Here is a 22,566-nt window from a genome sequence, read left to right as displayed (position 1 = left end):
ATCCCGTTAGAAGTTATGCCTCAGGCCAATGCTGAGATTCGGGTTAAAGTAAAAGAATTTAGGAATAAATTCAAGATAGCCACCTCCTTCGACGAAAAATGAGGTCGGCTTTTGGGCAAAGAAAAATTCCAGACCGGCAGTTGCCGACGGACCGGTAGATATATTGGTGGTATAAACGGATCTAACATTCCGGTCGGGATAGTAGCGCCGTGAATTGATCTGCACGCCGGGTCCGGCGTAAGCGATCATCCGTTCGTTGAACATCGGCGCATACCACAGATAAGTCACGTTGAACATGACCCCCAGGCCGCCAAGGTCGTCGTTACTTACCTTATAATTGTCCTTTCCCTTGAACATGCCGAGGTAAGTACCAAAGCTCACATCGAGCGCATTTCTGTCACCATATTTCCTCAAACTGACCGCAATTGGCTCACCCGCTTCGAAACCTACGGCCCATTTCCGGGTTTGGCCATAAGAAACAAACCCGGATAGCAACAACGCCGATAAAACACACAACTTCTTCATAATGATAACGTTCCTGTTTAAACGAAAAGCCTGCGGCAGAGCTTTCAGGGAAGCCCGTTTAACCAAGCGGTTGCAAAAACGGTACCATTCGGGACGGGTTCTTTCGAACGCCCATTTACTCAAAATCGGGAACCCTGTTTTGTTTCCAGTTCATTTTCTTTCTAATATTGGGGCCTCAATCAGGTTCGCCGTTTTAATCTAACTAATACCGCCAGTGACCCAAATCAAGCAGAACAAGATCTTTAATCCCAAAGATATCATTGCGTATTTTCTTGTTGCGGGCACCGGTGCTTTGATCCAGTTAGTTTCCAGCAGTCTCATTCAGGACTGGTTCAATATCTCCTGGAGCGATTCCATTGTACCATCTTATATCATCGGTTTCTTCTGGGGTTTCACATTAACGAAACTTTTCGCATTCGACGCACGGCGCAGCAACCAGACGCGCCGGGAAATGGTCAAATTCCTGATGGTTTCGATGGTTTCCCTCTTCATTACGTGGGCATTCACCATCGGTTCGTCGAAAGTACTCGTCGACTACCTGGGCATGGAGGTGTACAAAGTAAAGTTCTCTTTCGCCAAAAAAGAGGTGAATGTAACCGAAATGGTTTGTTATGTGATCGGGATGGGTTTCAGCTTCGTAAGCAACTATATCCTGCACAAAACCTTCACTTTCAAAAGCACCGGTTTTTACAACCGCCTTAAAGTCCTGATCCGCTGATCATAATCTCTCCACGATCATAGCCGAAGCTCCGCCCCCGCCGTTGCAAATCGCAGCCAGGCCGTATCTGCCGTTGTTTCTTTCCAGGACAGAAAGCAGGGTCGTGATAATCCGCGCTCCGGAAGCGCCCAGCGGATGCCCGAGCGACACCGCGCCTCCGAATACATTTACTTTCTCTACGTCGAGATGCAGTGCCTGGATGTAGGCCAGCGCGACTACCGCAAATGCCTCGTTTACTTCAAAATAATCGATATCCGGGATTTTCAGGCCGGCTTTTTTCAGCACTTTTTCCGTTGCCAGAACAGGCGTGGTCGTGAACCACGCAGGCTCCTGCTCCGCATCCGCGTAGGCGACGATGCGCGCGACTGGTTTCAGATTTCCTGCATTCACCGCATTGTTTCCCGCCAGCACCAGCGCCGCGCCTCCGTCGTTGATTGTCGAAGCATTGGCTGCCGTTACGGTTCCGTCTTTGGAGAAAACGGGTTTTAACGCGGGTATTTTGTCGAATTTGACACGCTTGTATTCTTCATCTTCGGTTACCAGGCTGGCATCGCCTTTGGCGGACGTAACTTCCACCGGCACCAGCTCATTCGCAAAGAACCCATTCGCTGTTGCCTCCGCCGAACGCCGGTAGGAACGGATCGCATAGTCATCCTGCGCCTCGCGGGAAATGTTGTATTTCAAAGCGGTACGGTCGCCGCAAACCCCCATGCCGATCTGGTCGTACACATCCGTAAGTCCGTCTTTAAGCAAACCGTCGACGATTTCCCCATGTCCGTAACCATAGCCATTACGTGCCTTGGGTAAATAGTAAGGGATTTGCGACATATTCTCCATTCCCCCTGCCACTACGATTTCCGCATCTCCCAACTGAATCGCCTGCGCACCCAGAGCCGTAGCCTTCATACCGGAAGCGCATACCTTGTTTACGGTCGTACAAATCACCGAAACGGGCAGTCCGGCATAAATAGCAGCCTGCCGCGCCGGTGCCTGTCCCAGATTTGCCGAAACCACATTGCCCATCAGCACTTCATCAACCGCAGCCGGTTCAACCCCGGATTTGGAAAGCGCCCCCCCGAATCGCCGCAGCACCGAGCTTTGCAGCATGAACAGATGAAAGAGTTCCTCCAAAACTGCCAATGGGAGTACGCGAAGCGGAAAGAATAAAAACGTCAGTTTGCATGATGAATGAATGATTGAATGACCGAATAATTGAATGAGTGAATACGCGAACCCAATATAGAGAGAGATCTCGCTTTTCTTAACAAAACAAAACTATTCAATCATTCACTCATTGACTCATTGCCCCTCAAAGCTCCTCCGAGCTCTCCGGCAAATGGTCGTACTCGCCCTTCCAGGCGTAGTAGCCGAAAATCACCAGTCCGGTGCAGATCGGGATGAAAATCAGGATAATAATCGCCCATTGCAGTGTAGTATTGGTGCGGGCGATGCCTTCGGCCGCTTCGCCGATTTTATCGGCAGCCTGCATGAAAAGGAATACGATGATGACAGGCCCCGACACGATCCAGAGAAGCCCCAATATTTTTTTCAAACCACTCATTTTCTACGGTTATTTAAATGTCAAGTGTTGATTTTGATACTAATCCATCACATTATCATCGCGCCGGTTATCGATATAAACAGCCCCGATGATAAACGACAATGCGGCCACACCAATGGGATACCAAAGTCCGGAAAGTGGCGTGGAGCCCTGGAAAGAGGCGATCAGAGTGGCGATAAAGGGTACCAACCCACCGAAAACGCCATTCCCGATGTGGTAGGGCAGCGACATCGAGGTGTAGCGGATCTGCGTCGGAAAGAGCTCCACGAGAAATGCGGCGATCGGGCCGTAAACCATCGTTACAAGCACGACCTGGAAGAACACCAGCACGATGATCATGATGTATGCGCCCCGAGAGAGGGTTACGTCCCTGACAACCGTTTCGGGTGCAGGCACTTCCGCCAGCACGTCCTCGGGAATGATCACTATTTTGGACTCCTTGAACGTCATCCCGTTAGTCAGGGTTTTGGTAACGGTCGTCGTAATCAGCGAATCGGCTTTATCTTTCACGAGTGTCCGCTCCACAACCGGTTCGGACTCGCTCAAAAGCATTGTTTTCTGCATTTCTTTCACATTGGTGGCGTCGAGAAAGTACTGGTAGATCGGCCGGTAGCAGATTACGCCCAGCAGCATGCCGGCCAGCATTATCCATTTACGGCCGACTTTATCGCTCCACGAACCGAAAATCACGAAAAACGGCGTCGCAAAAACGATTGCCCAGAGCAAGATGTACCGCGATTCATTAAAGTCGAGCTTGCAGGTATTTTCCAGAAAGGACTGTGCATAAAACTGTCCCGTGTACCAGACTACGCCCTGCCCCATCGTGGCCCCAAATAATGCTACAAGCACCATCTTGAAGTTCGCTTTCCTTTGAAAGCTTTCTTTCAAAGGGTTAGCGGAGACTTTTCCTTCGGCTTTCAGTTTGGAGAAAACCGGCGACTCGTGCATTTTCATCCGGATGTAAATAGAGACTCCCACCAGCAGGATCGAAACCAGAAACGGAATGCGCCAGCCCCAGTCGGCGAAATTTTTCGCACCGAGGATATTTTTAGTCAGTACAATCACTCCCAACGACAGGAACAGCCCCAATGTGGCGGTCGTCTGGATCCAGCTGGTAAAAAAGCCCCGCTTACCCACAGGCGCGTGCTCTGCTACGTACGTGGCCGCGCCCCCCGTATTCGCCCCCCAGCGCAAGCCCCTGAACGAGCCGCAGGATCAGCACGAGAATAGGCGCCGCGTACCCGATACTGGAATAGGACGGTATAAGGCCGATGAGAAAGGTAGAGCCGCCCATCAGCACGAGCGTTAGCAGGAAGGTGTATTTCCGGCCGATAAGGTCACCTAAACGACCAAACACTAATGCGCCAAAGGGGCGTACTATAAATCCTGCGGCGAAGATGGCCAGCGTGTTGATCAGCGCCGACGCGCCGGCATCGCTGGGAAAAAGCTGCTGGCCTATAATGACGGCCAGGCTTCCGAAAATGTAGAAATCATACCATTCAATTAATGTACCTAAGGAAGAAGCGGCGATTACCTGCGTAATGCTTTGTGTAACATTGGATTCGGTGGAACGCATGAGTTTAGGAAAGGTGAGGAATTGAACAATTTAGCTGAATAAGTCACAACCCTCATTTCATTACTCATAACCAACCCATAAAAAAGCCCCTGGAAATGATCCAGAGGCTGGTCTTAATTTCAAACGGATTATCAAAAATCGTCGTCGTCGTCATCGAAATCGTCGAGCCTTCTCAGCAGCTCGTCGCCGTCTTCGATCACCACTTCGCGATCGTCTATATCATCGTCGAACTCGTCGATAACCTTTTCATCGTCGAGATCTTCATCAAAGTCGTCCTCGTCATCGTCGTCATCATCTCCATACGGATCTTTTTGCGCTACCGTACGGGTCTTTTTCGTGCTCCCTTGGTAGTCAGGGAAAACAGCTGGTTCTAAAAGTGCCTCGCTGATGTCAGCAAAGGCCAGTTCTCCACTTTCGCGTATCATGACAGTGTTTTGTTAAATGGTTTCAATTTTAAACGTACGACCTAAATTATTAAAATATTCCGCTACGGTAGCTTCTTTCATGCCGAAAGATTTCATCAATAATCCACACTACAAAAATAATGATTTGGTAAAATGTAAAAACCTCTTGAAATTGCCGGAAAGAAAAAAAATCGCTGCCAATTGCGCCCGTATACCCCAAATACCGGGCCGGTACCGGCACATCTGATTGCAAATGAACACACTCGGCAATACCTGAACCGTTTTTCCAATCCTAACCCTTTTTGATGAATGCTGAAAAAATTTGTTCTCATGGGACTGCTCGCCTGCGGCCTCACGCACCGGGGGCTCGCCGCTAACCCCGTCCCCGACTCTTCGCTGACCGTGAAGAAAACCACCGATTTCAAAGTTAACGGCGAGGGCACAGCGCCCAACTGGTCGGCCGCGCAGTGGTTCAACATTACCGTGCAGAAAGGCCCCAGGCAAACCGCACCCGGCCGGCAGTTCCCGACCCGCGTCAAAATCCTGTATTCCGACAAAGGCATGTACTTTCTTTTCGACTGCGTCGACCAGAAGCTTACCTCGACCATTATGGAAGACTTCGGCGCATTGTTCAAAGAGGACGTAGTGGAAGTATTCCTTTGGCCGGACACTTCTGTACCCATCTACCTCGAATATGAACTTTCGCCGTTGAATTACGAACTCGCTATCCTGGTCCCTAACATCAAAGGCCGCGCGCAAGGCTGGAAACCATGGCATTACAACGAAAGAAACCGTGTACAGCATGAAACCAGCGCGCAGGGAGGACAGAAGAAAAGCATGGCGGCCGTGGAGGGCTGGAAAGCCGAATTCTTCATTCCGTTCGCATTGATGAACCCCATTGCCAATGCAGCGCCTAAGCCCGGCGATCGGTGGCGCGGGAATTTCTACCGGATCGACTACGACGGCGAAACGGCCTATTATTCCTGGCAGAAAACCGGCGGCAGCTTTCACGAATTCGACAAATTCGGCACGCTGGTATTCGAATAGCGATGACGTGGTAAGGAGGCACCTAAGGAGCCCAAATGCCAATCCCGACGCATTATCTATAAACAGGAAGCCCCTCCCGGGCACAATGACAAGCCGTGAGGACGACCCTCTTTCTCGCAAATCCGGCCCTCAAATAGAACGTCCGCTTACGGGCAAAGCGACAGGCCCGCCTGCCTCCCTGCCCATAGCAACCGAGAACATGCCTGACGCCGAACTCCGTCAGGAATTACCTGAAAATGTAAACCGATCAATAACCAACAAAATTCTTTCCAAACTTGTCATGAAACGGACTATTCTTTCATTCATCGTTTTATTATCGGCTATGACAGCTTTTGCCCAGAAACCCAAAAAGGAAATACTTTACCTCGGCACATATACGCAAAAAGGCGAGGGCATTTATGTATACGAATTCGACCGCAGCAACTTCTCCTTCAAGGAGTTGCAGGTATTGGCGAGCAAAACCAGCCCGTCGTTCCTCGAATTCCATCCTAATAAAAAGTACCTCTATGCAGCCAATGAGGGTAATAGCACCGTGTCGGCCTACGCCATCGATCAAACCACCGGCAAGCTCACCGCCCTGAACACCCAGCCTGCACAAGGCCGCGGCCCCTGTCATGTCAGCGTTGATCCAAAGGGCCGTTTTATTTATCTATCGAACTATGGCAGCGGCGATCTCGCAGTGTTCAGGCTGAACCAGGATGGCAGCATCGGTGCATTGGCGGACACTATCCAGGACAAAGGCCGCCCCGACCAGAAGCCGCATATGCATTCCATTATCCCGTCGGCCGACGGCAAATACATCTACGCTTCCGACCTGGGCATTGACAAGATCATGGTGTATTCTGTTGACGCGCAGACAGGTAAGCTCACGCCGGGCTCCGTCCCCTATGCCGAAGTGAAAGCAGGCGACGGCCCTCGCCATTTCGCCATTCATCCTAACGGAAACTTTGGTTATTCGGCTTGTGAGCTGGCTTCTGTTGTGAATTCTTTCAAAATCGTAAAGGGAAGCGGTGCATTGGTTCCATTGGAACGCGTTACCATGCTTCCCGCCGGCTTCACCGGGAAAAGCTACGCGGCCGACATCCATTTCTCACCTGACGGAAAATTCCTTTACGCCTCCAATCGCGGGCATGAGAGCCTCGCCATTTATGCTGTGGATGCCAAAACAGGTAAACTGACCATCGCGGGGCATGCGGATACCCACGGCAAACATCCGCGCAATTTCCTCATCGATGCGAAGGGCGAATTCGCGATCGTGACCAACCGGGATAACGACAACGCCGTGTTCTTCAAGCGCGACGCCGCCACCGGGCAATTGACTTATACCGGGAAAGAGATTAGTGCGCCTACGCCCGTGTGCGTCAAGCAACTGTTCCTTAACTAGTTGCCGGTCGACCGGGAACACCGCCGGAAATGAGCGCCAGTACATGGAAAAACATAGTTGAAATAATTTTTTCGGCAACTGGCGCTTATTTTCTATCAACTTTTTTAATTTTAGAAATCTGAACGCTATTCTTCGTTATTATTTAAAATACGCCAAAGAAAATGTTACTATTTTTATTTCTGGCACAAAAATTGACTTGTACAGATTCTAAATAAGGTAATACTTGGGCTAATCACTCCGACGCTCTGTAAGGTCATTGAATAAAGTTTTGGAATTACCCGATACCAATTTAGCCACAGTTTATGATGAACGGCCAGGATGATTTGCTTCTTATTTCCCTGATCAAACAAGGAGATAACCGGGCGCTGGATTGCCTTTTCCGGAAATATTATTACTCGCTATGCCGTTTCGCGACCTACCTCAATAACCGCAAGGACCTCGCGGAAGAGATCGTGGCCGACGTTTTTTTCAGGATATGGGAAAAGCGCGATACGCTGACGGTCGAAAAGAACGTCCGCTCGTACCTCTTCACCGCCACACGCCACACCTGTATCAACTACATGAAGCAGGAAAAATACGTCATGGAAGAGCTCAATGACGATATTATCGGGGAAATGCCCGGCCCGGACGACGAACTGATGTACCACGAGCTCGAAACCCGCATTACCGACCTCATTAACTATCTTCCGCAGAAAAGAAAGGCGATCTTCCAGCTCAACCGCTTCGAAGGTTTTACGTACAACGAAATCGCCCAAATCCTCTCCCTTTCCGCCAAAACAGTAGAAAACCAAATGGGCAAGGCTATTAAACAGCTGAAACTTCTGCAAAAAACTTATCAGGTTTAAAAAAAATTCCGAAAGGATGGGGGTATGCCCATTTTTTATTTGTCCTAACACCAGAAAGCTCTGAATTTGATGTCCGATCACACACCATGGCCCCTAATCGCCAAGTATTTGGCTGGCGAATGCAGCCCGGAAGAAAAACTGGCTATGGAATGGTGGCTGGAAGAATACGATAACCTGCTGTTGTTCCGGCAGATAGAGGCGGCGTGGAAGCAGGAAAAGGCCCCGGAAAACGACCCGGCGTTCAACCTGGAAAGCGGGCTTTCGAAGCTGCACGCGAAAATGGCGGAGCAGGAATATCCATCGGAAGAGGAAATTCACGAGCGGCCCCGCTATTTCAAAATTAGCTCGTGGTTGGCCGCGGCGGGCATTTTGCTGGCGACGGGGCTGGGTTATGTGTTCGTAAGCCGGCAACACGATTCCCGGGACACCGCCCGCGTTGCCATGGAAACCCGGACCAGCGGCGCCGAGGACGTTGTAAGCATAGAACTCCCCGACGGGACGCAGGTATGGCTCAATAAAAATAGCAAAATCGAGTACCCGAAGGCATTCAAGGATAATGAAAGACAGGTTTTCCTGGAAGGGGAAGCGTTTTTCGAGGTAGTACCGAATCCGGAGAAACCATTTATCGTAAAGAGCGACAAGGTATCGACGAGGGTTCTGGGAACGTCGTTCGATGTGAAAGCCTATAAAGGGGACGAGACTGCATCGGTGTCGGTTGCGACCGGGAAAGTTGAGGTGAGCAAGGAGATCGAGGCAGGTGAGCCCATTCGCATCACGCAACTGACTCCGCAGCAAGAGCTGGTAATCAATACTGAAAAAGACGAAACGTATATTGACATCGTTAGCACGTTCGATATCGGTGCATGGCGTAAGGAACAACTCGTTTTCCGGAATAATACGTATAGCGAAGTAATCGCCAGACTGGAAGAACATTACGGTGTCACAATCGCTCTGAGCGACAAGAACTTAAGTAATTGCCGGGTGATGGCCAACTTCAACCAGGGCGCTACATTGAAAGATGTACTCAAATTGTTAAGCATTTCGAATTCGTTCCGCTACAAGATCGACGGTACCGAGGTAACCATTCATGGCGGGGCTTGCAGATAAAATCAAAACCAGACATATACCGACATAGGCCCAAAGCATCAGCGTGTAAACAGAGCATTTACCGACCGGCATTATTATGTGCAGTTTTATATATCCCTCAATTCTCAATTTAACCTTTTCTACCCAATCGTATGAGCAAATTGTTACCTGTACAACACCGCCGTGCCGCGAGCCGGTCTTGGAAGCTACTCGTGCTGATGGTCGTTATCCTGGCGGTCGGCAGATCGGTCTTCGCGATGAATCCCCGCTCTGTGCAAAGCATCGAGGAAGTGAAGATTTCGCTTTACCTCAAAGACGTCACACTTCAAAAAGCTTTTCTGGCTATTGAGAAAAAAAGTGATTTCAAATTTGTCACAAGCATTGAGCGGATCGATAAAAAGAAACGCATTTCGGTCTCCCTTGAAAGTAAAACAGTGAAAGAGATCCTGGAAACCATACTGACAGGCACCGGACTTGGCTATACCCAGATCAACAATAATATTGTCATAAACGATAAACCGGTTTCACGCGCCGCTGCGGAAGTGCCTGTTTCGACTCCAGCCGCCCGAACACTTGCGAAAGAAGTGACCGGCATTGTCAGGGATGCCAAAGGCTCGGGTATTCCGGGGGCCAACATTCTATTAAAAGGAACAACTGCCGGAACCACCACCGATATCAATGGTAAGTTTTCAATCAATGTGCCCGACGATAATTCGGTACTGATTATTTCCTCCATCGGATATACCAGCCAAGAGATCACCGTCGGCGGCCGCTCGGTGATCGATGTCGTTTTGTTGGACGACGTAAAGCAACTCGGCGAGGTAGTCGTAACGGCACTGGGTATCGAAAAAGATGCCAAGAGCATGACCTACGCGCAACAAAATGTGGGCGGAGAGGAGCTTACGCGTGTGAAAGACCCTAATATGGTAAACTCGCTGGCCGGTAAGGCTGCGGGTGTGGTTATTACAAAAGGAACAGGCGGCCCGGGGTCTTCTTCTAAAGTGCTACTCCGTGGCAACAAATCCATTACCGGTAACAATCAGCCCCTGTACGTCATCGACGGTATTCCAATGAACAATGCCAACGGAGCACAGGGTACTACATTATTCGATACCCGTGATGCAGGCGATGCGATCTCCAACCTTAATCCTGAAGACATCGAGAACATTTCGATTCTCAAAGGTGCGTCCGCAGCAGCGTTGTATGGAAGCCAGGCGGCGAACGGGGTGATTTTGGTTACAACGAAAAGAGGCCGGAAAGGTTTTGCGTCCATCAACTTTTCCTCAACGGCTAACTTCGAAAATCCGATCGCATTGCCGCAGGTTCAAACGTCATACGGACAGGGCTATGGTGGAGTTGCCAACACCGCTGTGAACGACAGTTGGGGCCCAAAAATCACCAACGGCAGCGACAAGCACCTGAAAGACTTTTTCAACACCGGTAAGACGTTCGTTAACAGCCTTTCCATCACGAATGGCAACGACATCGGGCAATTCTATGTATCATACGCTAATACCAAGGCAAATGGCATTGTTCCCGAAAACGATTACAACCGTCATAACGTGAACCTCCGCGGAACGACACAGCTTTTCAACAACAAACTGTCTCTTGACGCATCCGTCAACTATATCGAGCAAAAAGTATACAACCGTCCGCAGTCGGGTTTCTATTACAGCCCTATTTTCAGCCTTTACCTCTTCCCGACCGGCGATGATTTCTCCAAATACAGCGGTGGCAACTTCGAGAAATGGGATCCCGCCCGCTTGATGAATGTTCAAAACTGGCCGTACATCAAAAACGAAGCAAGCTCCAACCAGAACCCATATTGGCTGTCTAAACGCAACCAGACCGACCAGTTTCGTAACCGCACGATTTATGCTTTCTCAGCCAAATGGGCGATCACAGATTGGTTAAATCTTCAAGGCCGCGCTACGTATGACAAGGTTCAGGACACTTACGAGCTACGCCAATATGCATCGTCGGACCCGACATTGGTTGGTAGCAACGGTGGCTACCGCAAGAACCTGACCAACACAGACCAACTCTATTCGGACGTTTTGCTTAGTGGCACCAAATCGTTTAGCAAAGACGTTTTCGTTTCGGCGACTCTCGGTTTCAGCAATACGCAGAATACCTTTTATGATATGAATGTGGGCAACAACGGCGCAACCAACACGCTTTCATATCCCAACTATTTCTCAGTGTATGCATTGCAAAGCCTCACGGGCCAAGGCTTCTTCAACGCAACGGAAAGTTTGCAGAAAAGGCTATCCCAGGCGTTATTCGGAACTGCCACTGTAGGTTACAAAGAAACATTCTTTGTTGACTTGACAGCCCGCAAAGAATGGTCGTCAACGGTGAACCAGTCCTTCTTCTATCCGTCCGTAGGTCTGTCATATGTGCTCACCGAACATTTAAAACCGAGTGATATTCTCTCGTTCGCAAAGGTCCGCGCTTCGTACGCCGAAGTAGGTAATGCGCTGCCCTTCGGCGTGGCTAACTGGACGCCCCCTTACTCTCTGTCGAATGATGAAAACGTGAATGGCCGCGGTACACTGCCGTTTTTCAGTGGAAGCGACACTACCAGCCTGAAACCGGAGCGCACCCGTTCTTATGAGATTGGTACCGAGTTGCGGTTCTTCAAGGACAAACTGAGCTTTAACCTCACTTATTACAATGCGACCACCTACGATCAGGTATTCCAAATCCAGGCACCGGCAGGGGCCGGTGCTTCCAATTTCTGGATCAATGGAGGTACCATCCGGAACAAAGGTTTCGAATCTACACTGAGCTACAAAGCTGACCTTGGCGGCGGCCTGACATGGACGCCGGCCTTGAACTTCTCACGAAACGTCAACCAGATTAGGGAGCTGAGTAGCTTGCTGAAAGCCGACTGGTTTGTGTTGCAAGCTGGCGGCAGTACGCGGATGCTCCAACTATTTCTGACGCGCCCGGGCATTCCGAACCTTGGGGGGCGTGAATATGGCTCTTATGGCGATCTTTTCGGAAAAACTTATCAGCGTGACGAAAACGGCAACATCAAGTACAACGAAACCACAGGACTTCCGCTCCTCTCGCCAGGCACCGATCAGTATCTTGGCAATGCAAACCCGAAATTCTTGCTCGGCTTTAACAACCAGTTTAAATACAAAAATGCAACGCTATCCTTCCTGGTAGATGGCCGCTTCGGCGGTAAAATTGCTTCAATGACAGAGCAGTGGCTGGACTTCAAAGGTCTGTCGAAAAGATCGGGCGACGCGCGTGACGCGGGAGGCGTGAATGTGAACGGCAAAACGATCCCTGCTGAAACGTACTATAACTTTATCTCTGGTAAGGGCGATGTGGCTGCCGCAGCAGAAGAGTACATGTTCAGCGCGACCAACGTGCGTATGCGCGAACTCGCACTCGGCTACACATTTCCGAAAGTTTCCAAAGCGATCAAGGACATCAGCGTTTCATTCATCAGCAGAAACCTCTTTTTCTTCTATAAAGATGCGCCCTTCGATCCCGAAGTCAGCATTACTACCGCCAACGCCATGCAGGGAATTGAAGGGTTCAGCATTCCTGCTACCCGTTCTTATGGTGTAACTGTTCGTGCAACCTTCTAATAACTATCGTTCTCATGAAATTCTTTATAGAAAAATACAAATACAGCGTACTGGCCCTGGGATGCCTGCTTTCTGTCTCGTCTTGTACAGATTACATGCAAACGCTGAACCAGGATGAAAAGCTCATTACCGACGAGCAACTCGTTCAGGATGCCAACGAAGGAGGCATCTTGCTTCCCCTGATGATGAACCGCATCGTGGCTACCACTACCGCGGTGCAAACCCAACAGAACCTGCAAGCCGAATCTTATGCCGGTTACCTGGAAACGCCTACGCCATTCCTTAACAACGAAAACACGACCACCTATTTCATGGTTGACGGCTGGAATAACACCGCCTGGAACACCTCGACCCAGAACGTGATGGACCAATGGCTGCAAATGTGGAAAAAGGGTTATGAAACCAAATATCCCGATTTATATGCAATTGCGTTGATTATTAAAGTAGCTGCGGCACACCGCCTCGTGGATACATTTGGACCATACCCTTACACCAAGTACGGTACTGCCGCGCAAGTCGCCTTCGATTCAGAAGAGGAAGCTTATACAGCATTCTTTGCCGAGCTCGACAAAGCCGTAACCGCTCTCAAAGCGGCAGAAGCAGCCAACCCGAATGCGGACAAGACGCGTTTTGCGAAATGGGACAAGTCCTCGCTCCTTGGCGAATATACCAACTGGATCAAACTGGCGAACACATTGCGTCTTCGCCTTGCCATCCGGATTTCAAAGGTTAAACCGGATCTGGCAAAAACGGAAGGCGAAAAAGCGGTAGCAGCGGAAAACGGCGGTCTGCTCACCGACATTGGGTTCTCGGTAACACCTACCACTACCAACCCCTACTATACCATGGCCAATGCCTGGTCTGATACCCGCTTGTCAGCGACGGTCGAAACCTTCCTAACAGGTTTCAGCGATCCGCGCCTTCCGGCTCTACGCCGTGCCTGCAACCGACCCAGTCGCGAGTGGGAAGATCAAGGGTATTCGTGCCGGTTCGGACAGGCCTGAAAAAAGCCGTTATCAGTTCTATTCCCTCCCAAATGTATCCACGACGTCGCCGGTAAAACAAGTGGACGTTGCGGAAAGCTATTTCCTGAAAGCGGAAGGCGCCTTGCGCGGATGGAATATGGGCGGTACGGCTCAGAAATTCTATGAAGACGGCATTCGCGCGTCCTTCAAAGCTAATGGGGCAGGCGGTGTAGACGAGTACCTTTTGAGTACCGGGACGCAGATTGCCTATGTCGATCCGAAAAACACAGCCAACAATCTCCCTGCACAAACTAAGGTAACCGTTAAATGGAGCGAGACGGATAACTTTGAGACCAAACTGGAAAAAATCATTACCCAAAAATGGATAGCGCTCTATCCCGAGGGTACCGAAGCGTGGTCGGAATTCAGAAGGACGGGTTATCCCAAACTTTATCCGGTAGCGGTGACGAAAAACCCTGATCTTCCGGCCGGAACCTTTATCAAACGATTGACTTATCCGTCGGCTGTGACCAATTCCAGCGGTGATGCCGTAAAAGCAGCCGTAGCGGCACACCTCGGTGGAAAGGACAGTGCAGCCACCCCAATATGGTGGGATGTAGATTAAAGTAGACGAGTAGTAAAAAGTGCCTTCCGGCGAATTGTTCCGGAAGGCACTTTCAGCAACCCTCTATTCGGAATAAAAAGGCTACAAAACCGACAATGACCAAAGTTTATTTTTAAAATTTTTGATTATTAAAAAAATAAACTTACAAAACAGAGTATCGGCACCTATAAAATGCATCCTTTCTCTGCTTATTGCCAAAACCGTGTCGTAGAGCCTTTAACCAACCTATTCAGCCCTTAACCATTATGATAAACCGTAGAGATTTAATCAAGCATCTGTCCGCATTTCCCCTTCTGGGCGGATTTTTGGGCCAAAGCGGCACCGCCGAAGCCGCGAGCCTCGTTGCGAAAGTGCCCATGCGCAACCTGGCCAAAGAGTTAGGTATCCGTACGTTCATCAACGCGGCCGGTACCTACACCGCTATGACCGGTTCATTAATGCAGGACGATGTGGTAGCCACGATCCAGGGCGCGTCTAAAGATTTTATGATGCTCGACGAGGTCCAGACGAAAGTAGGCGAGAAAATCGCAGCTGTTACACATGCCGAATCCGCGGTCGTGACTGCCGGCTGCTTCTCGGCACTTACGCTAGGGCTCGCAGGCGTACTCACGGGCATGGACCAGAAAAAAGTGGAAGCGCTCCCCCACCTGGAAGGCACCGGCATGAAATCGGAGGTGATCATACAAAAAGGCCACAACATCGGCTATTCGCATGCATTGACCAATACCGGCTGCAAAATTGTCCAGGTCGAAACTGCCGAAGAGTTGCAGAAGGCGATCAATGAAAAGACTGCATTGATGTGGTTCCTGCACATCCAGTCGGATAAGGGGCAGATCAAACACGAGCAATGGGTGGAGATCGCTAAAAAGAATGGTATCCCTACGATGATCGACATGGCCGCCGACGTGCCGCCGGTCGAAAACTTGTGGCGTTTCAACGACATGGGCTTCGACCTTGTGTGCGTATCGGGCGGAAAGGCCATGCGCGGGCCACAGAGCGCCGGTATCCTGATGGGTAAAAAACAATACATCGACGCCGCGCGCCTCAGTATGCCTCCACGCGGATCGACTATCGGCCGCGGGATGAAAGTGAACAAGGAGGAGATCCTGGGCATGTATGTCGCTCTCGACAATTTCGTGAAGATGGACCACAAAAAGGAGTGGAAAATCTGGGAAGACCGCGTGGCTACGATCGAGAATGCGGTAAAAGGTGTAAAAGGCGTCGTTACCGAAGTCACGGTCCCGGAGCTGGGTAATCACACCCCTACACTGAAAGTATCCTGGGACGCCGCCAAAATAAGCCTGCCTGTGAAAACATTGCAGGAAAGCCTCCGGAAAGGCAACCCGTCGATCGAAGTGATGACCGGCGAGAACAACTCGCTGACTATCACCACCTGGATGCTCAAACCGGGCGAGGAGAAAATCGTGGCATCCCGGCTCAAAGAAGAACTGTCGAAAGCAGTTGTTTAAATATGTACAGTACCATTTAACATTCCTAAACCCAAACCTTTAATCATTAGCATGCAACACAAGTCCTTCCTTATCATTCTTCTGGCATGTCTGACCGGTGTGGCTTCCCATGCGCAGACGTACAGCATACTGATCAAAGGCGGCACGGTGATCGACCCGAAGAACAATATCAATCAGGTGATGGATGTCGGTATTTTCGAAGGCAAGATCAAAAAAGTGGCGAAGGATATCGATCCGAAGGAGGCCCGCCAGGTGGTGGATGCCAAAGGGATGTATGTCACACCCGGATTGATCGATATCCACGGACACGTGTTTTTCGGTACCGAGCCAAACCATTACCTCAGTAATGGTTTGGTGGCGGTCCCACCCGACGGTTTCACCTTCCGCGTAGGCGTGACGACGATCGTCGACGCGGGTGGTGCCGGCTGGGATTCGTTTTCGGAGTTTAAAAACAATGTGATCTTCAATTCCAAAACCCGCGTACTCTCGTTCCTCAATATCGTAGGCCAGGGGATGCGCGGCGGCACCTGGGAACAGGACACCGCCGATATGGACCCGAACCTGGCCGCGGGCGTGGCTATCAAGAACCGTAATGATGTAGTTGGTTTCAAAGTGGCGCACTTCCAGGGCAAGGACTGGAAACCGGTCGACAATGCCGTAAAGGCCGGAAAACTGGCCAATATGCCGGTTATGATCGATTTTGGCGGCAGCACGCCCCCACTTCCGCTCGAAGAACTTTTTATGAAACATCTTCGTCCGGGCGACATTTATACACACGCTTATACCCTGCTCGAAGGCAATGTGAGAGAAACCATTGTGGATGAAGCCACGCAAAAAGTGAAACCGTTCGTCATCGAAGCGCGTAAAAAGGGCATCATTTTCGATGTGGGTTATGGCGGTGCGAGCTTCAACTACTCGCAGGCAATCCCGGCCATGAAGGCTGGTTTTTATCCCAACACCATCAGCACCGACCTCCATACAGGCAGTATGAACGGCTCGATGAAGGATATGCTGAGCGTCATGTCGAAGTTTTACAATATGGGAATGGATTTGCCGTCGGTAATCAGGGCCAGCACCTGGGAACCCGCCAAAGTAATTCACCGCGAACAGCTCGGCCATATCTCGGAAGGCGCCATAGCCGACGTGGCCGTATTTTCAATGCGCCAGGGCAATTTCGGTTTCTATGACAAGACAGGCTACAAGGTAACAGGCAAAGAAAAACTCGAATGCGAACTCACCATCATGGGGGGGGAAAATAGTTTACGACTTAAACGGAATAACGTCGCCGGTATATTTAAAGTAGGCTATAAGCTTTAAGCCGTAGGCTGTAAGCTGTAAATCTAGAGCCTATTGCTTATAGCTTAAAGCTTACAGCACCAAAGTTTCCTAAACCCCTCTTGCAAACAAATATGAAAACGCGTTTCAAATGGTCTTCTTCCCTGCTCGTACTTCTGGCGTTGGGATTTACGCAGCGTTCCGATCAGGACTTGCCGGTCGTCAACACTAAAAATGGCGGTTTGTTTTTGCCGGACGGGTTCGAGGCTACGGTGGTGGTGGACAGTCTTCCCGGCCGTGCCCGGCATATCGCGGTCAACGACAATGGAGACATTTATGTCAAAGCGCGCTTCGCCGACAAAGGCGAATCCGTGATCGCATTGCGGGATACCAACAAGGATGGCCGCGCCGATATTATCCGGCGTTTCGGCGGCGCAGCGAAAGAACGTGCCTACGGGACCGCCATGCGGATATACAAGGGTTACCTGTATTTCAGCTCGGAACTGGTCGTTTATCGTTATAAACTGACGCCCGGTAAACTCGTGCCGGATGGCCCGGAAGAGGTCATCCTCACCGACGATCACGCACACGGTATGCACGAGCACATCGCGAAGCCGATTACATTCGACGACAAGGGCTTTATGTATGTGCCTTTCGGGGCCAATTCGAATTGCTGCCAGGAGCAAAACCGCACGCCGGGCTCGAAGGGAATGACCCCCTGCCCTATTCTGGAAGACCACGGCGGCATCTGGAAATTCGACGCGAACAAGACCGGGCAGTTACAGAAAGACGGTACCAAATTTGCAACCGGCTTGCGCAGCGTCGTGGCGCTCGACTGGAATTTCCAGGATAACAACCTCTATGCCGTCCAGCATGGCCGCGACGACCTTTTACGCCTGTGGCCGCAGCTTTACAATGGCTGGCAGAGCGCATTGCTGCCTTCGGAGGAGTTTTTACGGATTAAAGAAGGTACCCATGCCGGCTGGCCTTATTGTTACTGGGATCAAATGCAGGCCAAAAAAGTATTGAACCCGGAATATGGCGGCGATGGCAAAATTGTGGGTCAGTGTGACCAGTATGAGAAGCCTCTGATCGGTTTCCCAGGACACTGGGCGCCGAACGACCTTCTCTTTTACCAGGGGAACCAGTTTCCGGAACATTATAAAAATGGTTCGTTCATTGCATTCCACGGTTCTACCAACCGCGCACCCTATCCGCAATCGAGCTATTTCATCGGGTTTGTGCCTTTCAAAAATGGGCAGGTTGCGGGAGAATACGAGATTTTCGCCGATGGTTTTGCAGGCCTCGATCCCATCGTAAATGTCAGCGACGCTGTATATCGCCCGATGGGCATCGCCATGGGACCCGATGGTTCGATTTATATTGCCGAGACAGAGAAAGGCAAAATCTGGAAAGTGACCTACAAAGGCAACAAGAAGAAATTCAACAAAACGGCGCTCGCCAAGATGGAACAGCGCAAAACCATGTCGCACATCCGTACGCCCGATTTTGTGAATGATAATTTAGATAAAGACAAACCCGTTGCAGGAGGAAAGGTATACAACGTGTACTGCTCGGCCTGCCATCAGCGCAATGGCATGGGCGACTCGCAACGCTTTCCCCCGCTGGCAGGTGCCGAATGGGTAACCGGCGACAAGGAGCGGCTTATCAAGGTGTTACTGAACGGGCTCGAAGGCCCCATCGAAGTGAAGGGCCAGTCCTACAATAACGTAATGCCGCAACACAGCTTTTTGAAAGACGAGGAAATTTCAGAGGTACTGACCCACATCCGAAGCAGTTTCGGAAACAATGCGAGCCCTGTTACGACGGAAGAAGTAGCGAAAGTAAGGGCATCGCTCAAATAGCAAGACATTACGCCGTTCATCTTCCAACCCCGTTTAAGCGGATATTACTCTCCGGCAATTGAGTGTTCCTTTAAAGGGGTTGGAGGAAGAATGGCAGAACCGACCAATTCACCATTTTTGTAAATTCATGCTGAAAAATAGAATTATCGCCGCAAGCCTTATCATTCTTTCCGGAATCGGCCTGGCCGGGTTTTCTTCCGGAGAGAATACGTTTATTCACAGCAACCAGGAGCCCTGGAAAGCACCGGCCTGGGCCGATACCCTAAAAAGTCCCTACCACGAAGAGCCGCTGACGCTCGCGCAGGGCGAAGAACTTTTTACATTGTACTGCTCTTCCTGCCACGGTGAAACCGGTTATGGAGATGGCGCCGCGGGAGGAGCTCTTGGCCAGAAACCCGCTAATTTTCACGATACGCTCGTGAAGGCACAGAGCGACGGCGCGCTGTTCTGGAAAATGTCGAACGGCAGGGGCAATATGCCACCATTCCAGGATGTGTTCACGGCTGAGCAACGCTGGCAATTGGTGGCGTATATCCGGCACCTGGGTAAAACAGAGTAATACTTCGGCCGTCAGCAATCGGCAGTCGGCGTTTCAGTTTAATAGCCGATTGCTGATGGCCGACAGCTAAAATCACCTAAATCCTAAAAAAACACTATGTTACATTACAGCCGCATAATGAAGTCCGGATTCGCGTCGGTGCTCGCACTGGGCATGGCGTTCCACGTCTCCGGACAACAACGGGAGGTTACAACTTCTAAGCCCAAAGCACTTCGCGACGACATCATCATTGAAGAGTACATGAAGGTAGAACCGGAAGCCGTCCGCCTTATCCAGCATCCGGTTACGGGCGACATGTATTATACCACTTTTTTCGGGGATGTGGTCAAGATCGTTATTGAAAATGGCAAACCTGTGAGCAAGAAGATACTTTCCGTGGAAGACCACGGTATTCCGCGTTTACAGGGAGCTGCATTCCACGGCAACACGCTGTTCCTCGCGGGTAACGTTAGCGTAAACAACAACAAAGGCAACAAAGGCCGGATGGTCCGTTACGAAATAACGCCGGGCGCTCCCACGCCCGGCGTTGACAAACCGGAAATGACGGTTGTTTTCAACACGGTTGAGTACGGCGCCAATAAAACTACGTTCGATCACGGCTGGAATGCGTTGGAAATCAGTCCGGATGGGAAATACATTTACGTCAACACCGGCGCGCGTACCGACCACGGCGAAGTGCAGGACAATGGAGGCGAATACCCGAATGCACGCGACAACGCCCTCACCGCGAACATTTTCCGCTTCCCGATCGATTCCAAAGACCTGCTCCTTTCGACTGATCTGGCCAAGCTGAAAGCCGATGGCTACATTTTTGCCGAAGGGATCCGCAATGCCTACGATATGGCTTTCGATGCAAAAGGAAACCTGTTTGCAGTATCCAACTCCGGTGACTACGATCACCCCGAGGATATGTTCTGGGTACGGAAAGGCCACCATTACGGTTTCCCCTGGGTAATGGGCGGCATCGAAAACCCGCAGCAATATCCCGATTTTCAGCCAGACCCCGAAAAAGACCCTTTCCTGAGCAAGTTTGCGTTCGCATTCCTCATGAAATACTTCCACAACGACCCCGATTTCCCCAAAAGACCGGAGGGCGTGAAATTCACACCTTCCGTCCAGAATCTGGGCCCGGATGCCAACGAGTACCGCGACCGCAAAACCGGCGTGGTAATGGACGGCGATACCACCGGCGTTACCGTCGGGACGTTCAATGCGCATTCCTCACCGTTGGGCCTTTTCTTCGATACCCATAATGCATTAGGCAAGGAGTTTACCGGAGACGGCTTCGTAATCCGCTACACCGGCGGCCCCCGCAACGGCGTTGTCAACCCCAATCCGCTGCGCAGGTATGGGAAAGACCTGCTGCATCTGGAAATGACTTACGACAAGAAGACCGACAATTATAAGACCAGGACCACAAGCATTATCAACAACTTTACTGCTCCTACCGACGCCTTGCTGGTTGGTAACATCCTGTATGTCATTGAATACGGCGGCAAGCAAGGCGGTAACAAGGCCGGGGGAAGTCTCTGGAAAATCACATTGCCCGCCAATGAGAAGATGGCGAAGAAAAACAGGAAGAAAACATCGTAATTACATCTCGTTCTACATATAACTTTAATTATTCTGTTATGAAATCTGAAAGACGATCTCTTATTAAAAAGCTTTTCGCATCCGTAGCGGGTATCGCGGGCATAGGTGCTGCATCCAAGGTCAAGGCCGAAGTAGCCGCCCCGGCACCACAGAAAGAGGTGGGCGACGTAACGATGTACCAGGATGTACCCCTTTTCTCAGGCCATACCAAATATGGCAATCTCGTATTTGTCGCGGGCAAGGGCGCGCACTTCGAGGGTGACATTACGGCCCATACCAAACACGTGCTGGACGAGCTCGAAAAGGAGCTGATCAAAGCAGGTTCCTCCATGGAGAAAGTACTCAAATGCTCCGTGTTCCTGCACGACCTGAACGACTACAAGGCTATGAACGAAGCCTACAAAGGCCGTTTCGGCAGCAAACCCCCATGCCGCACCACAGTAGCGGTATACGGCGGTGTGCCCGGTGACTCCCTCGTTGAAATCGACTGCATTGCGTACGTTTAACATAACGCTGGTGAAGGCCCTTAGATCTCCCCGGGGGACCAGCCCTGCTCACGGCGACACGATTTGCCACCGTGAGCAGGGCCGAAGGGCTGCCCTGTGCCAACTCTTCCTTTCTTTTCTCCAATTTCAGATATAACCATCCCTGTAAATTCAGCCGCTTATACACAAATTATCGGATTTTTATTTTGGAATAATACAATTCACCAGCATTAAATTCGCTCACTAAAAATAAAGTCGGACTTATATTTTAGATTATGGCGATTTAACAGTTAATTTGTTTAACTGACCCGATTAAAATTGAACAAGAAACAACGCATCGCTGAGGAGAATGAAGTTCTTTTAAATCTCTGGCATCAGAGCCAGGCCGGGGACAGTCTGGCTTTTTGCCAGCTTGCCGATAAACAATACCGCACACTTTTCAACTACGCCTTCAATTTCACCACGAACCGGGAGTTCATCAAGGACGCGATCCAGGACCTGATGATCCATATCTGGGAAAAACGCCAGAGCATTCAAATTCGGTTCGTTACCATTTACTTTCTCCGCGCACTCCGGAACCAGCTTATGCAGGAGTTCCGACGTAGCAACGGCTCCCATCCATTTCTGGATATCGACGAAGCCAGCCAGCTTTCCGACTACCAAACGGTAGAAACGGAAATCGAACGGAACGAGCTCCTGAGTGAAAACCAGGTCAGGATACGTGGTGCTATCGAAGAGCTGCCCCGCCGCCAAAAAGAAGCCGTCTTCCTTAAATATTTTGAAGGAATGGACAACGAGCAGATTGCGGACCTCATGCAGGTAAACCGGCAATCGGTCGCCAACTTGCTTTTCAAGGCGATGACTACACTCAAACAACACATTCATCCGATCAGCAATCTGCTGTTGCTTTGTCTGGCATTTCAGGCGTAGATTCGCTGACCAATCGGCTTACGGCGGCGCTCCGTTAAATTTAACG

The 22,566-nt window shown here is 50.5% G+C and carries 17 protein-coding genes and 3 pseudogenes; 15 read left to right on the top strand and 5 right to left on the bottom strand.

Annotated elements, in window-relative coordinates; translation table 11 throughout:
• Positions 1-6: 6 nt before the first annotated feature.
• A complete protein-coding gene (locus tag ABV298_RS21490; protein WP_353718217.1) occupies positions 7-525 on the bottom strand; it encodes a hypothetical protein in 519 nt (172 codons plus the stop codon).
• Between the two features lie 214 nt (positions 526-739).
• Here ABV298_RS21490 and ABV298_RS21485 point away from each other — a divergent pair, with 214 nt between their 5' ends.
• Positions 740-1,243 (top strand): GtrA family protein, encoded by a 504-nt coding sequence (locus tag ABV298_RS21485; RefSeq protein WP_353718216.1) that lies wholly within the window; start codon positions 740-742, stop codon positions 1,241-1,243.
• Here the strand turns inward: ABV298_RS21485 and ABV298_RS21480 are convergent.
• The 4 genes and pseudogenes from ABV298_RS21480 to ABV298_RS21465 all read right to left on the bottom strand — a co-directional run bounded on the left by ABV298_RS21480 (position 1,244) and on the right by ABV298_RS21465 (position 4,805).
• Positions 1,244-2,426: pseudogene (locus ABV298_RS21480) on the bottom strand (acetyl-CoA C-acyltransferase). It lies immediately after the preceding gene.
• A 126-nt stretch (positions 2,427-2,552) separates the two neighbouring features.
• The gene (locus ABV298_RS21475) at positions 2,553-2,804 is read right to left on the bottom strand and encodes a DUF6814 family protein (RefSeq protein WP_353718215.1); all 252 of its coding nucleotides are present in this window, start codon (positions 2,802-2,804) and stop codon (positions 2,553-2,555) included.
• Between the two features lie 39 nt (positions 2,805-2,843).
• Positions 2,844-4,380 (bottom strand): annotated as a pseudogene (locus tag ABV298_RS21470) (MFS transporter).
• 131 nt (positions 4,381-4,511) lie between these two features.
• Positions 4,512-4,805 carry a hypothetical protein gene (locus tag ABV298_RS21465; protein WP_353718214.1) on the bottom strand — a complete coding sequence of 98 codons (294 nt, stop codon included), beginning with the start codon at positions 4,803-4,805 and terminating at the stop codon, positions 4,512-4,514.
• Positions 4,806-5,093: 288 nt separating this feature from the next.
• Here ABV298_RS21465 and ABV298_RS21460 point away from each other — a divergent pair, with 288 nt between their 5' ends.
• From ABV298_RS21460 to ABV298_RS21395, 14 genes and pseudogenes are all read left to right on the top strand, one after another.
• Positions 5,094-5,831, top strand: a complete 738-nt coding sequence (locus ABV298_RS21460; protein ID WP_353718213.1) for a carbohydrate-binding family 9-like protein — start codon at positions 5,094-5,096, stop codon at positions 5,829-5,831.
• Between the two features lie 280 nt (positions 5,832-6,111).
• Positions 6,112-7,215, top strand: a complete 1,104-nt coding sequence (locus ABV298_RS21455) for a lactonase family protein (protein ID WP_353718212.1) — start codon at positions 6,112-6,114, stop codon at positions 7,213-7,215.
• A gap of 302 nt (positions 7,216-7,517) precedes the next feature.
• Positions 7,518-8,060 carry an RNA polymerase sigma-70 factor gene (locus ABV298_RS21450; RefSeq protein ID WP_353718211.1) on the top strand — a complete coding sequence of 181 codons (543 nt, stop codon included), beginning with the start codon at positions 7,518-7,520 and terminating at the stop codon, positions 8,058-8,060.
• A gap of 69 nt (positions 8,061-8,129) precedes the next feature.
• Positions 8,130-9,167 (top strand): FecR domain-containing protein, encoded by a 1,038-nt coding sequence (locus ABV298_RS21445; protein WP_353718210.1) that lies wholly within the window; start codon positions 8,130-8,132, stop codon positions 9,165-9,167.
• Positions 9,168-9,298: 131 nt separating this feature from the next.
• Positions 9,299-12,754, top strand: coding sequence for a SusC/RagA family TonB-linked outer membrane protein (locus tag ABV298_RS21440; protein WP_353718209.1), 3,456 nt, complete (start codon positions 9,299-9,301; stop codon positions 12,752-12,754).
• A gap of 14 nt (positions 12,755-12,768) precedes the next feature.
• Complete coding sequence (locus tag ABV298_RS21435; RefSeq protein ID WP_353718208.1) at positions 12,769-13,758, top strand: SusD/RagB family nutrient-binding outer membrane lipoprotein; 990 nt, start codon at positions 12,769-12,771, stop codon at positions 13,756-13,758.
• A complete protein-coding gene (locus tag ABV298_RS21430; RefSeq protein WP_353718207.1) occupies positions 13,691-14,344 on the top strand; it encodes a SusD/RagB family nutrient-binding outer membrane lipoprotein in 654 nt (217 codons plus the stop codon). Before ABV298_RS21435 ends, ABV298_RS21430 begins: the two co-directional genes overlap by 68 nt.
• Before the next feature lie 245 nt (positions 14,345-14,589).
• Complete coding sequence (locus ABV298_RS21425; RefSeq protein WP_353718206.1) at positions 14,590-15,813, top strand: aminotransferase class V-fold PLP-dependent enzyme; 1,224 nt, start codon at positions 14,590-14,592, stop codon at positions 15,811-15,813.
• A 51-nt stretch (positions 15,814-15,864) separates the two neighbouring features.
• Positions 15,865-17,116, top strand: a pseudogene (locus tag ABV298_RS21420) (amidohydrolase/deacetylase family metallohydrolase).
• Between the two features lie 106 nt (positions 17,117-17,222).
• Positions 17,223-18,953 (top strand): c-type cytochrome, encoded by a 1,731-nt coding sequence (locus tag ABV298_RS21415; protein ID WP_353718205.1) that lies wholly within the window; start codon positions 17,223-17,225, stop codon positions 18,951-18,953.
• A 127-nt stretch (positions 18,954-19,080) separates the two neighbouring features.
• Positions 19,081-19,512 (top strand): cytochrome c, encoded by a 432-nt coding sequence (locus ABV298_RS21410; RefSeq protein WP_353718204.1) that lies wholly within the window; start codon positions 19,081-19,083, stop codon positions 19,510-19,512.
• A 117-nt stretch (positions 19,513-19,629) separates the two neighbouring features.
• A complete protein-coding gene (locus ABV298_RS21405; protein ID WP_353718203.1) occupies positions 19,630-21,105 on the top strand; it encodes a cytochrome c class I in 1,476 nt (491 codons plus the stop codon).
• A gap of 38 nt (positions 21,106-21,143) precedes the next feature.
• On the top strand, positions 21,144-21,611 hold the full coding sequence (locus ABV298_RS21400; RefSeq protein WP_353718202.1) for a RidA family protein: 468 nt from the start codon (positions 21,144-21,146) through the stop codon (positions 21,609-21,611).
• Between the two features lie 297 nt (positions 21,612-21,908).
• On the top strand, positions 21,909-22,520 hold the full coding sequence (locus tag ABV298_RS21395) for a sigma-70 family RNA polymerase sigma factor (RefSeq protein WP_353718201.1): 612 nt from the start codon (positions 21,909-21,911) through the stop codon (positions 22,518-22,520).
• Positions 22,521-22,566 lie beyond the last annotated feature (46 nt).

This window comes from Dyadobacter sp. 676 (assembly GCF_040448675.1).
GTDB lineage: Bacteria > Bacteroidota > Bacteroidia > Cytophagales > Spirosomataceae > Dyadobacter.
This window is presented reverse-complemented; position numbering and strand designations above follow the sequence as displayed.